Origin of the sequence: Streptomyces durhamensis (genome assembly GCF_000725475.1) — a bacterium.
GTDB classification, from domain to species: Bacteria; Actinomycetota; Actinomycetes; order Streptomycetales; family Streptomycetaceae; genus Streptomyces; species Streptomyces filipinensis.
Genome location: NZ_JNXR01000017.1, coordinates 54,735 through 66,883 on the forward strand (window position 1 = coordinate 54,735; position 12,149 = coordinate 66,883).

Annotated in this window: 9 protein-coding genes; 6 read left to right on the forward strand and 3 right to left on the reverse strand. The window is 72.4% G+C overall.

Annotated elements, in window-relative coordinates; translation table 11 throughout:
- Window positions 1–81: 81 nt before the first annotated feature.
- Window positions 82–1,005, forward strand: a complete 924-nt coding sequence (locus tag IO33_RS0125755) for an LLM class F420-dependent oxidoreductase (RefSeq protein WP_031169089.1) — start codon at window positions 82–84, stop codon at window positions 1,003–1,005.
- A 91-nt stretch (window positions 1,006–1,096) separates the two neighbouring features.
- On the opposite strand, the gene IO33_RS0125760 is transcribed toward IO33_RS0125755, so the two are convergent.
- Window positions 1,097–2,014 carry a D-alanyl-D-alanine carboxypeptidase family protein gene (locus IO33_RS0125760; RefSeq protein WP_031169091.1) on the reverse strand — a complete coding sequence of 306 codons (918 nt, stop codon included), beginning with the start codon at window positions 2,012–2,014 and terminating at the stop codon, window positions 1,097–1,099.
- Window positions 2,015–2,187: 173 nt separating this feature from the next.
- Here IO33_RS0125760 and IO33_RS0125765 point away from each other — a divergent pair, with 173 nt between their 5' ends.
- From IO33_RS0125765 to IO33_RS0125775, 3 genes are read left to right on the forward strand one after another with little or no spacing between them, the layout of a single operon-like run.
- Window positions 2,188–3,129 (forward strand): hypothetical protein, encoded by a 942-nt coding sequence (locus tag IO33_RS0125765; RefSeq protein WP_031169093.1) that lies wholly within the window; start codon window positions 2,188–2,190, stop codon window positions 3,127–3,129.
- Window positions 3,130–3,186: 57 nt separating this feature from the next.
- Entirely contained in the window at window positions 3,187–4,650 is a 1,464-nt protein-coding gene (locus IO33_RS0125770; RefSeq protein ID WP_031169095.1) for a 3' terminal RNA ribose 2'-O-methyltransferase Hen1, read from the forward strand.
- Window positions 4,647–7,193 (forward strand): polynucleotide kinase-phosphatase, encoded by a 2,547-nt coding sequence (locus IO33_RS0125775; RefSeq protein ID WP_031169097.1) that lies wholly within the window; start codon window positions 4,647–4,649, stop codon window positions 7,191–7,193. The genes IO33_RS0125770 and IO33_RS0125775 overlap by 4 nt, the downstream gene beginning before the upstream one ends.
- 398 nt (window positions 7,194–7,591) lie before the next feature.
- Here the strand turns inward: IO33_RS0125775 and IO33_RS0125780 are convergent, their stop codons facing one another.
- Window positions 7,592–8,482, reverse strand: a complete 891-nt coding sequence (locus IO33_RS0125780) for an NAD(+)/NADH kinase (protein WP_031169099.1) — start codon at window positions 8,480–8,482, stop codon at window positions 7,592–7,594.
- Entirely contained in the window at window positions 8,479–9,657 is a 1,179-nt protein-coding gene (locus IO33_RS0125785) for an SPFH domain-containing protein (protein WP_031169101.1), read from the reverse strand. Before IO33_RS0125785 ends, IO33_RS0125780 begins: the two co-directional genes overlap by 4 nt.
- Before the next feature lie 145 nt (window positions 9,658–9,802).
- Between IO33_RS0125785 and IO33_RS0125790 the strand changes: the two genes are divergently transcribed.
- Complete coding sequence (locus tag IO33_RS0125790; RefSeq protein ID WP_031169103.1) at window positions 9,803–11,026, forward strand: arginine deiminase; 1,224 nt, start codon at window positions 9,803–9,805, stop codon at window positions 11,024–11,026.
- Window positions 11,027–11,088: 62 nt separating this feature from the next.
- Window positions 11,089–12,099 carry an ornithine carbamoyltransferase gene (argF, locus tag IO33_RS0125795; RefSeq protein ID WP_031169105.1) on the forward strand — a complete coding sequence of 337 codons (1,011 nt, stop codon included), beginning with the start codon at window positions 11,089–11,091 and terminating at the stop codon, window positions 12,097–12,099.
- Window positions 12,100–12,149 lie beyond the last annotated feature (50 nt).

Below are 12,149 nucleotides of genomic sequence, written 5' to 3' on the forward strand. Positions count from 1 at the left end.
GTGATTTTCACCCGACCGGGGAGGACCGCGCCCGGTGGTACCGGCCAGGTTGACGCGGTGTGCGGCGTGCAGGATAGATGTATGGACCTTCGAATCTTCACCGAGCCCCAGCAGGGGGCCACGTACGACACGTTGCTCACCGTGGCGAAAGCCGCCGAGGACCTGGGCTTCGACGCGTTCTTCCGCTCCGACCACTATCTCCGCATGGGCGCTGCCGACGGCCTGCCCGGCCCCACGGACGCCTGGATCACGCTGGCCGGCCTGGCCCGCGAGACCAAGCGCATCCGCCTCGGCACGCTGATGACGGCCGGCACCTTCCGGCTGCCCGGCGTGCTCGCCATCCAGGTCGCCCAGGTGGACCAGATGTCCGGCGGCCGGGTGGAGCTGGGCCTCGGCGCGGGCTGGTTCGAGGAGGAGCACAGGGCGTACGGCATCCCGTTCCCGAAGGAGAAGTTCGCGCGGCTGGAGGAGCAGCTGGCGATCGTCACCGGGCTGTGGGGGACCGAGGCCGGCAAGACCTTCGACTTCCACGGCACCTACTACGACCTGACCGACTCGCCCGCGCTGCCCAAGCCCGCCCAGAAGAAGGTCCCGGTGCTCATCGGCGGCCACGGCGCCACCCGTACCCCGCGGCTGGCCGCCCGGTACGCCGACGAGTTCAACATCCCGTTCGCCTCCGTCGAGGACACCGAGCGGCAGTTCGGCCGGGTGCGCGCCGCCGCGGAGGAGGCGGGCCGCGGCGCGGACGCCCTGACGTACTCCAACGCGCTCGTGGTCTGCGTCGGCCGGGACGACCAGGAGGTCGCCCGGCGCGCCGCCGCGATCGGCCGCGAGGTGGACGAACTGAAGGCCAACGGCCTGGCCGGCTCACCGGCTGAGGTCGTCGACAAGATCGGCCGGTACGCCGCGATCGGTTCCCGGCGGATCTATCTGCAGGTGCTGGACCTCGGCGACCTGGACCACCTGGAACTGATCTCGTCGCAGGTCCAGTCCCAGCTGTCGTAACACCCCCGGGCAGCCCCCGCCCCGCTCGTGCCGCCGCGCGCAGGGGTGGGGGCCGCCGTCGCCGTCCACCGCGGCGGCGGCCCCGGCTGCGTCAGCCGCGCTGTGCGAACCCGTAGTCGAGGATGTTCACCGCGTCCTTGAAACGCTGCTGCGGCGACGTGTCGGCGAGCACCGTGCCCACGACCGTACGGCCCCCGCGGGTCGCCGCGAACACCAGGCAGAACTTCGCCTCCGGCCCGGAGCCGGTCTTCACGCCGATCGCGCCCCGGTAGGTACCGAGCAGCGTGTTGCTGTTGGTCCACGCGTCCATCGCGTGCGTTCCGCCGCCCGGGCGGTAGGACTTCATGTCCTTGTACACCGGGGTGCCGACGACCTTCTTGAACGTCTTGTTCTTCAGGGCGGTCGCGGCCAGCTTGGTCAGGTCGCGCGGCGAGGCGAAGTTGTTGCCGTTGGACACCCCGTCGAAGCCGTCGAAGTGGGTGTTGGCCAGGCCCAGTTCCCTTGCCTTGGCGTTCATCTTGGCGACGAAGGACCTGGTCCGCTGGGCCGTCGTCGCACCCGAGCCGTAGGTGTCCGCGAGCGCGTAGGCCGCGTCGCAGCCCGAGGGCAGCAACATCCCGTACAGCAGGTCCCCGACGCTCATCGAGTCGCCGAGGATCAGGCGGGCGCTCGAATAGCGCTGGTTCTTGGTGGTGGGGTCGATGACGTAGTCGGTGTACTCCTTCTTGATCCTCACCTTGCGGCCGAGGTCCAGGTGCGGCTGCGACAGCACCACGAGCGCCGTCATGATCTTCGTCGTGGACCCGGTCCGCAGCCGTGCGTCCGGCGCCTTGCCGAACAGCGTCTTGCCCGTGGCCGGGTTCAGCGCGAACGCGCCCTCGGCCGGCACCTGCGGTGCCGGGGCCGCCTGGGCGGGAGCGGCCGCGAGGACCCCCGTGCTCAGGACCGCACCCGCCAGTGCCGCGACGACGGTTCTCCTGCGGGCGCGGACTCCATGGCCGTGGGACATGGTTTCCCCCTTCGGTCAGTGGTCAGTTGACGGGGGCTCACTTCACCAGGTTCGCGCCGCCGGGGCCATGGTGGAGATCACAGGAGTCTTCTGCGAAGTCCCTGTGGACTCCCTGTGCCGGAACTGTGGGCTCCATCACGGCTCCCATGATCCAGGTTTGGTCGGATGGCCGGGTGCGCAGAGTTCTTCCTTATGCCCTCATCGGTCTCCTCGCCCTGTCGGCCTGCCGGTTCGCCGACCAGGACGACCCCGCCGACGAGGCGCGCGGCCTCAACAGCATGGCCGCGCTGCCGTTGCACGCCTACCTCCCGGACCCGGCGTCGGACGGCGTGAAGGCCGTCAGCCGGGCCCGGTGGACCCTCGGGAAGAAGTGCATGGTCGAGCTGGGATTCGCCGGCTTCGCCGCGCTCGACACCAAGTCCCTCGACTCGACCTACCCCGTCCGGCAGGGAACGCTCACGGGAGACGACGACAGGCCCGGCGACGACACGCCGTACGGCATCGCCGACCCCGGCCTGGCCGCCGAGCGCGGCTACCACAACCGCGAGCCCGACACCTCCGGCCAGCCCCAGGAATGGCCCGCCGACCAGTACACCGCCCTCACCGGCAGCTTCGAGCCCGGCGACAGCCACCGCACGCACGGCCACCGCATCCCCGAGGGCGGCTGCCTGGGCCGGGCGACCCGGAAGATCTACGGCCCCGCGCCCAAGGCGGTGAAGGTCGACGGCGTGAAGCTGTCCGGCTCCTACTCGCTCGCCCTGGAACTGTGGCACGACTCCCGCGACCGGGCGAGCAAGGACCCGGCCTGGAAGAGGGCCGACCGCGCGTGGGCGGCCTGCATGAAGAAGAAGGGCTTCTCCTACTCCGACCCGGACAAGGCCTCCCTCGACACCGACTGGTTCGGGCACAAGGAGCCGACGGACAAGGAGAAGAGGACGGCGACCGCCGACGCCCGCTGCAAGCTCGACACCGGCTACGTCCCCGCCGTGCACGCCCTCGAAGCGCGCGCGCAGGAATCCCTCATCCGCAGGCACAAGGGCGACCTGGAGGCGCAGCGCGCGGCGGAGCGGCGCGCGATACGGAACGCCCGGACGATCACCGGCCAGGCGAAATAACGGACACTACGAGAAATCCGGTGGTCAGCGGGCCTTGCGACCGGAAGACTCGGTCATGTGTTCCTGACGATCTCCACGCGCGGCGACGCCGCCCACCCGGCCACCGACCTCGGGTACCTGCTGCACAAGCACCCCGGCAAGGCGCAGAAGTTCTCCACGTCCCACGGCGCGGCGCACGTCTTCTACCCCGAGGCGGACGACCAGCGCTGCACGGCAGCGCTGCTGCTGGAGATCGACACGCTCGCGCTGGTCCGGCGGAGCAAGGGGAAGGGCCGTGGCGGCGCGCCCGACGCGGCGCTCGCGCAGTACGTCAACGACCGCCCGTACGCGGCTTCTTCGCTGCTCGCGGTCGCGCTGAGCGGTGTCTTCTCCAGCGCCCTGCGCGGGGTGTGCACCGCCCGCCCCGAGCGGGCCGCCACGCCGCTGCCGCTGCGGATCGAGGTCCCGGCCCTGCCCGCCCGCGGCGGCCCCGAGCTCGTACGACGGCTGTTCGAGCCGCTCGGCTGGAGCGTGGGCGCCGAACCCGTCCCGCTCGACACCGAGTTCCCCGCGTGGGGCGACTCGCGCTATGTCCGCCTCGTCCTGGACTCGGAGCGGCTCACCCTCGCCGAGGCGCTGCGCCACCTGTACGTCCTCCTCCCCGTCCTCGACGACGCCAAGCACTACTGGGTCTCCTCCGACGAGGTCGACAAGCTGCTGCGGGCCGGTGCGGGCTGGCTGCCCGGCCACCCGGAGCAGAAGCTGATCACCAGCCGGTATCTGTCCCGCCGCTGGTCGCTGACGCGGCAGGCGATGGAGCGGCTGGAGCTCGTACGCCTCGCCGAGGCCGACGACAGCGAGGTCGAGGCGATCGACAACGCGGTCGCCGAGGAGACGGAGGCCGAGGAGAAGCCGACCCCGCTGGCCGTCCAGCGCCGGGAGGCGATCCTCGCCGCCCTGCACTCCCACGGCGCCGCTCGCGTCCTCGATCTGGGCTGCGGCCAGGGCGAACTGGTGCGGGAGCTGCTGAAGGACGTGCGGTTCACCGAGATCGTCGGTCTCGACGTGTCCGTGCGGGCGCTCACCATCGCCTCCCGGCGGCTGAAACTGGACCGCATGGGGGAGCGTCAGGCGTCCCGCGTCCAGCTCGTCCAGGGCTCGCTCGCCTACACCGACAACCGGCTCAAGGGCTACGACGCCGCCGTGCTCAGCGAGGTCATCGAGCACCTCGACCTGCCCCGGCTGCCCGCCCTGGAGTACGCCGTGTTCGGGCACGCCCGCCCCCGCACGGTCCTCGTGACCACCCCGAACGTCGAGTACAACGTCCGCTGGGAGACCCTGCCCGCCGGACACGTCCGGCACGGCGACCACCGTTTCGAGTGGACCCGGGAGGAGTTCCGCGCCTGGGCGGCGACGGTCGCCTCACGGCACGGCTACGACGTGGAGTTCCGGCCCGTCGGCCCCGAGGACCCCGAGGTGGGTCCGCCCACCCAGATGGCAGTGTTCACGCTCACGACCGAGAAGGAGGCGAAGGCGGCATGACCGAGGCACAGAAGAACCAGGGGCGGGTCCTCCCCGTCACCGACCTCTCCCTCGTGGTCCTGGTCGGCGCCTCCGGCTCCGGCAAGTCCACCTTCGCCCGCCGGCACTTCAAGCCCACCGAGGTGATCTCCTCCGACTTCTGCCGCGGACTCGTCAGCGACGACGAGAACGACCAGAGCGCGACCCGGGACGCCTTCGACGTCCTGCACTACATCGCCGGCAAGCGGCTGGCCGCCGGCCGCCGCACCGTTGTGGACGCCACCAGCGTGCAGCAGGACGCCCGGCGCCAGCTGATCGAGCTGGCCAAGAAGTACGACGTGCTGCCCATCGCCATCGTGCTGGACATGCCCGAGGAGGTGTGCGCCGAGCGCAACGCGGCCCGCACCGACCGCGCCGACATGCCCCGCCGGGTGATCCAGCGGCACATCCGCGAACTGCGCCGCTCCCTGCGCGGGCTGGAGCGCGAGGGCTTCCGCAAGGTGCACGTCCTGCGTGGCGCCGAGGAGGCCGAGCAGGCCACCGTCGTCACCGAGAAGCGCTTCAACGACCTGACCCACCTCACCGGCCCCTTCGACATCATCGGCGACATCCACGGCTGCTCCGCCGAGCTGGAGGCCCTGCTCGCCAAGCTGGGCTACGTCGACGGTGTGCACCCCGAGGGCCGTACCGCCGTCTTCGTCGGCGACCTGGTCGACCGCGGCCCCGACAGCCCGGGCGTGCTGCGCCGCGTGATGGCGATGGTGAAGTCGGGCGACGCGCTGTGCGTGCCCGGCAACCACGAGAACAAGTACGGCCGTTACCTCAAGGGCCGCAACGTCCAGCACACCCACGGGCTCGCGGAGACCATCGCGCAGATGGAGGGCGAGAGCGAGGAGTTCAAGGCCGAGGTCCGGCAGTTCCTGGCCGGACTGGTCAGCCACTACGTCCTGGACGGCGGCAGGCTGGTCGTCTGCCACGCCGGCCTGCCCGAGAAGTACCACGGCCGCACCTCCGGCCGGGTGCGCAGCCACGCCCTGTACGGCGACACCACCGGCGAGACCGACGAGTTCGGGCTGCCGGTGCGCTACCCCTGGGCGGAGGACTACCGCGGCCGCGCGGCCGTGGTCTACGGCCACACCCCGGTCCCGGAGGCGACCTGGCTCAACAACACCATCTGCCTGGACACCGGCGCCGTCTTCGGCGGCAAGCTGACCGCGCTGCGCTGGCCGGAGCGCCAGCTCGTCGACGTGCCGGCCGAGCGGGTCTGGTACGAGCCGGCCCGCCCGCTGCGCTCCGAGGCGCCCGGCGGACAGGACGGACGTCCGCTGGACCTGGCGGACGTGTACGGCCGCCGGGCCGTGGAGACCCGGCACGCGGGCAGGGTGGCGGTCCGCGAGGAGAACGCGGCGGCGGCCCTGGAGGTCATGAGCCGCTTCGCGACCGACCCGCGCCTGCTGCCGTACCTGCCGCCGACCATGGCACCGACGGCGACCTCGCAGGTCCAGGGCTACCTGGAGCACCCGGTCGAGGCCTTCGCGCAGTACGCGGCGGACGGTGTGGAGCGGGTCGTGTGCGAGGAGAAGCACATGGGCTCGCGGGCCGTCGCCCTGGTGTGCCGGGACGCGGCCGCGGCGAAGAGGCGGTTCGGCGTCGACGGGCCCACCGGCTCCCTGTACACGCGTACCGGCCGCCCGTTCTTCGACGACGAGCAGGTGACCGAGGAGATCCTCGGCCGGCTGCGCTCGGCGGTCACGGACGCCGGGCTGTGGGACGAGCTGGCCACCGACTGGCTCGTGCTGGACGCCGAGCTGATGCCGTGGTCGCTGAAGGCCTCGGGCCTGCTGCGCAGCCAGTACGCGGCCGTCGGCGCCGCGTCCGGCGCGGTGTTCCCGGGCGCGCTGGCCGCCCTGGAGGCCGCCGCCGCACGGGGCGCGGACGTGGGCGGCCTGCTGGACCGGCAGCGGGAACGCGCCGCCGACGCGACCGCGTTCACCGCCGCCTACCGCCGCTACTGCTGGACCACCGACGGCCTGGACGGCGTACGCCTCGCGCCCTTCCAGCTGCTGGCCGTCCAGGGACGCAGCCTCGCGGCACTGCCGCACGACGAGCAACTGGCCCTGCTGGACCGGCTGGTGGAGCACGACGGCACCGGACTGCTGCAGACCACCCGACGGCTGTACGTCGACACCGGTGACCCGGAGTCGGTGCGCGCGGGCGTCGACTGGTGGCTGGAAATGACCGGCCGCGGTGGCGAGGGCATGGTCGTCAAGCCCCTCGGGGCACTGGTCCGCAACGGGGACGGCCGGCTGGTGCAGCCCGGCATCAAGTGCCGTGGCCGGGAGTACCTGCGGATCATCTACGGTCCCGAGTACACCCGCCCGGACAACCTCGCCAAGCTGCGGCAGCGCTTCCTGAACCACAAGCGGTCCCTCGCCCTGCGCGAGTACGCCCTCGGCCTGGAGGCCCTGGACCGGCTCGCGGACGGAGAGCCGCTGTGGCGGGTGCACGAGGCGGTGTTCGGGGTGCTGGCCCTGGAGTCGGAGCCGGTGGACCCGCGGCTGTAGGCAGGATCCGGCCGTCCGTCACAGAGCACCCTCGTGCCCCGCACACCGCTGTCCATATGGTGGACGGCCGTGCGGCACAAGGGCGTTCGCGCGCCGGGGGGAGCGGGGACCTGGAGCGCGAGTGCCAGGGCCTCGGCCTGGCGGTGCCCTGGCGGGCGGCGGGCGGTCCGCCGTACGGCACCGGCGTTCTGCGCCACCTGCCGCCGCCCGTCGAACTGCCCGGTGCCGAGGACTTCTCCTCGCCGCCTTCCTGCGCCTCCAGGAGCCCACACCGCTGGACGCGACCGACCCGGAGGCGGTGGCTGTCCTGGTCGCCGAGCGGCTGGTGCCGGCCGCCGGAGGCCGGGCGGTGGCCCTGCCCCGTGCGTCCGGCGCCGGCCCGTCCCGTGCACCGCGATCTAACCGACGAGCCGCAGCCGTTCCGCGCACACCCCGACCCGGACGCTCTGCCCCCAGGTGAGCTGGAGCGCGTCCGTCTCGATGCCGTCACCGAAGGCGATGAGCCGGTCCGACTCCACGGTGACCGTCAGCGCCGCCGAGGCGGCGAGTTCACCCGCCACCAGGGCCGTACCGGTGGCGGGTGACGGCCAGGCCTCCCGGACGAACCACACCAGCCGCTCCTCGGTGGGGGAGGGCAGCTCGATCCGGCTGCCCCGCTCCTGCCACACCGAGCGCAGCCAGCCGGTCGCGCCGGTGCCGGTGCCGACCAGCACCCCGGAGGAGGCCTGGGCCTCGACGACACCCCCGTCGTCGTCGAGGCCCAGCCGGTACCGGGCGGTCTGGTGGCCGGGCGTGCCCAGGTAGATCTCGTTGAGCGCCAGCAGCCGCTGGCTGTCGTCGGCGACGGCCTCCACCATGGTGAGTTCGTCCACCGACGTGCCCGCTGCCGCCAGCAGCCTCGCCGCGTCGCCCGGGCGGTGCCGGACCAGCACGCCCGGGTTGCGGCCGGGGTCGGTGTCGATGCCGATCACCGGCTGGCCCGTGAGGTACTTGGCGGCGTTCGCGACCAGCCCGTCCTGGCCGATCACCACGACGACGTCCTCGGGCGCGAACAGGAACCGGTCCAGGTCGCCCCGCTCCAGCCGCGCCTGCCGCCAGGCCAGCGGCACCGCCGCGGTCACCTCGGCCAGCGTGCGGCGGGCGCGCCGGTGGCGGTCGGCGACCTCCTCGATGTCCCGGCCCCGGGAGGCGAGGAAGAAGGCGGCCTGGCCGTGCGTGCCGTGCCGGGCCACCAGCTCCTCGTACTCCGTGGTGCGGTGGACCAGCACGGCGCGCGGGGCGAGGCTCACTCGGCCGCCCCCGGGGCGAGCCGGGCGAGCAGCCCGGTCAGCACGTCGGGTGAGACGGTCACGCTGTCGATGCGGGGGAGGTTCTCCGCCAGCCGGGTGGCGGTGAGCGCCTGCAGGGTCGTGGCGCCGTCGACGCCGGCCTCGGTGTGCACCCGCAGCCAGGCGGCCTGGGCCTCGGCCCGCGCCTCGCCCAGTTCGCGCGCGCCCTCGGCCTCGGCACGGGCGACCCGTACCGCCCGGGCCGCCTCGGCGTCGGCCAGCAGAGCCGTGCGCGCGGCCTCGGCCTCGGCGAGCTGGCGCGACCTGACCGTCTCGGCCTCCGTGAGCCGCAGCGACCGGGCGGCCTCGGCCTCCGCGAGCTTCACCGAACGCTCGGCCTCCGCCTCGGCGAGCCGCACCGAGCGGGCCGCCTCCGCCCGGGCGCGCACCGCGTCCGCCGCCGCCTCCTCCTCGGCCTCGCGGCGGGCGTTGGTGCCCCGCTGCTCCACCAACTGCTCTTCGCGGCGGGCGAGTTCGATGCGGCTGGCCAGTTCGTTCTCGGCGATGGTCCGTTCCCGTTCGACGGCCACGGCCCGCCGCTCGTAGGTCGCCCGGTCGGCCTCCTGCTGGATCTGCTCCCGGGCCGGGGTGCGCAGCGCCCGCTCCACCTCCGGCTCCGGCCGCAGCGCCATCACCCGTACGGCGACCACCTCGATCCCGGTGGCCGGCAGCCGCGGCTCGGCGCCGAGGCCGGAGGCGACGCGCTCGCGGACCGCCGTCACGCCGTCCACCAGGGCCGCCGCGAGCGGGGTGCGCGCCAGGACGTCCAGCGCGTGCTGCTGGGCCGTCTCGGTGAGGAGCGTGCCCAGCTGCTCCAGCGGGGTACCGCGCCAGGCGCCGGTGTCCGGGTCGACGGAGAAGTCCAGCCGCGCGGCCGCCACGGCGGGGTCGGCGATCCGGTAGGTGACCGTGGCCTGCACGGACACGTCCTGGAAGTCGGACGTCCGGGCGTGGAAGGTCATCGTCAGCTCGCGGTCGTCGACCGGCACCTCGGACAGTGCCGCGGACAGCGGCCGGAACCAGAAGCTGAGCCCGGGACCGTCGTGCACCAGCGTGCCCGACCGGTGGTGCCGGATGTGCGCGGTCGGCGCGCCCCGCAGATGGCGCCAGCCCAGGCGCCGGGTGATGTCGGCCATGGAACCCCCTCGTTGTCCCGCCCCCGTTTTTCGTCATAGAGACGATAAGACGGAGAGACGTTTCTCGTCAAGGCGACGAAAACAGGAAGTGGCAGAAACGGTCGACAAGGGCGTGAAGGCGGGCGGCGACGGCCAGGATGGAGGCATGGCATACCACGTCGACTCCGAGGCCGGGCGGCTGCGCCGGGTGATCCTGCACCGGCCCGACCTGGAGCTCAAAAGGCTCACCCCCAGCAACAAGGACGCCCTCCTCTTCGACGACGTGCTGTGGGTGCGCCGGGCGCGCGCCGAGCACGACGGGTTCGCCGACGTGCTGCGCGACCGCGGGGTCGCCGTGCACCTCTTCGGGGATCTGCTGGCCGAGACCCTGGCGGTCCCCCAGGCCCGCACGCTCGTCCTGGACCGGGTCTTCGACGAGAAGGAGTACGGTCCGCTCGCGACGGACCATCTGCGTGCGGTCTTCGAGGGCCTGCCCGCGCCGGAGCTCGCCGAGGCGCTGGTCGGCGGCATGACCAAGCGGGAGTTCCTGGAGGCGCACGCGGAGCCGACCTCCGTCCGCTTCCATGTGATGGACCTCGACGACTTCCTCCTCGGCCCGCTGCCGAACCACCTCTTCACCCGCGACACCTCCGCCTGGATCTACGACGGGGTCGCCATCAACGCCATGCGCCTGCCCGCCCGGCAGCGGGAGACCGTCCACTTCGAGGCGATCTACCGGCACCATCCGCTGTTCCGTGACGAGGCGTTCCACGTCTGGTCCCGCGGGCAGGCCGACCACCCGTCCACCATCGAGGGCGGCGACGTCCTGGTGATCGGCAACGGGACCGTGCTCATCGGCATGAGCGAGCGCACCACCGCGCAGGCCGTGGAGATGCTGGCGCACAAGCTGTTCGCGGCCGGCTCGGCGCGCACGATCGTCGCGCTCGACATGCCCAAGCGGCGCGCCTTCATGCACCTGGACACCGTGATGACCATGATCGACGGCGACACCTTCACCCAGTACGCCGGCCTCGGCATGCTGCGCTCGTACACCATCGAGCCGGGGGTCGCGGACAAGGAGCTGAAGGTCACCGACCATCCGCCGGAGCACATGCACCGCGCGATCGCCGCCGCCCTCGGCCTCGGCGAGATCCGGGTGCTGACCGCCACCCAGGACGTGCACGCCGCCGAGCGCGAGCAGTGGGACGACGGCTGCAACGTCCTCGCCGTCGAGCCCGGGGTCGTCGTCGCCTACGAGCGCAACTCGACCACCAACACGCACCTGCGCAAACAGGGCATCGAGGTGATCGAGATCCCGGGCAGTGAGCTCGGGCGGGGCCGGGGAGGCCCCCGGTGCATGAGCTGTCCCGTGGAGCGAGACGCTGTATAGAAATGTGAATGTTCGTATAGACTTCCAGAGTCATCTGTAGTCGTACCTCTGGAGCGCCCCCCATGGCGACAGTCCCGACCGCCCTCGCCGGCCGCCACTTCCTCAAGGAGGTGGACTTCACCGAGGAGGAGTTCCGCGGCCTGGTCGAGCTGGCCGCCGAGCTGAAGGCCGCCAAGAAGGCCGGGACCGAGACGCGGCACCTGCGCGGCCGGAACATCGCCCTGGTCTTCGAGAAGACCTCGACGCGCACCCGCTGCGCGTTCGAGGTCGCCGCCGCCGACCAGGGCGCCCACACCACCTACCTCGACCCGGCCGGCTCGCAGATCGGGCACAAGGAATCCGTGAAGGACACCGCCCGCGTCCTCGGCCGGATGTTCGACGCCATCGAGTACCGCGGGGACAGCCAGGCCAAGGTCGAGGAGCTGGCCGCCCACGCCGGGGTGCCCGTCTACAACGGCCTCACCGACGACTGGCACCCCACCCAGATGCTCGCCGACGTGCTCACCATGACCGAGCACAGCGCCAAGCCGCTGCGGCAGATCGCCTTCGCCTACCTCGGCGACGCCCGCTTCAACATGGGCAACTCCTACCTGGTCACCGGCGCGCTGCTCGGCATGGACGTGCGGATCGCCGCTCCCGAGGCCTACTGGCCCGCCCCGGAGATCGTCGACCGCGCCCGGCGGCTGGCCGCGGCGAGCGGTGCCCGGATCACCCTCACCGAGGACGTCGTGGAGGGCGTCGCGGGCGCCGACTTCGTCGCCACGGACGTGTGGGTCTCGATGGGCGAGCCGAAGGAGGTCTGGGCCGAGCGGATCAAGGCGCTCGCGCCGTACGCCGTGACCATGGACGTCCTGCGCGCCGCGGGCAACCCGGACGTGAAGTTCCTGCACTGCCTGCCGGCCTTCCACGACCTCGGCACCAAGGTGGGCCGCGAGATCCACGAGACCTACGGTCTCGACTCGCTGGAGGTCACCGACGAGGTCTTCGAGTCCGCGCACTCGGTCGTCTTCGACGAGGCCGAGAACCGCCTGCACACCATCAAGGCGGTGCTGGTCGCCACACTCGCCCGGTAACCCCTGGTCCACCGCCCCGACCTCGCCTTATCCTGACCGACGGCCCGGAA

Coding starts and splice junctions, on each gene's coding strand:
- IO33_RS0125755 (WP_031169089.1), top strand. CDS start 82: ATGGACCTTCGAATCTTCACCGAGCCCCAGCAGGGGGCCACGTACGAC.
- IO33_RS0125760 (WP_031169091.1), bottom strand. CDS start 2,014: ATGTCCCACGGCCATGGAGTCCGCGCCCGCAGGAGAACCGTCGTCGCG.
- IO33_RS0125775 (WP_031169097.1), top strand. CDS start 4,647: ATGACCGAGGCACAGAAGAACCAGGGGCGGGTCCTCCCCGTCACCGAC.
- IO33_RS0125785 (WP_031169101.1), bottom strand. CDS start 9,657: ATGGCCGACATCACCCGGCGCCTGGGCTGGCGCCATCTGCGGGGCGCG.
- IO33_RS0125790 (WP_031169103.1), top strand. CDS start 9,803: ATGGCATACCACGTCGACTCCGAGGCCGGGCGGCTGCGCCGGGTGATC.
- argF (WP_031169105.1), top strand. CDS start 11,089: ATGGCGACAGTCCCGACCGCCCTCGCCGGCCGCCACTTCCTCAAGGAG.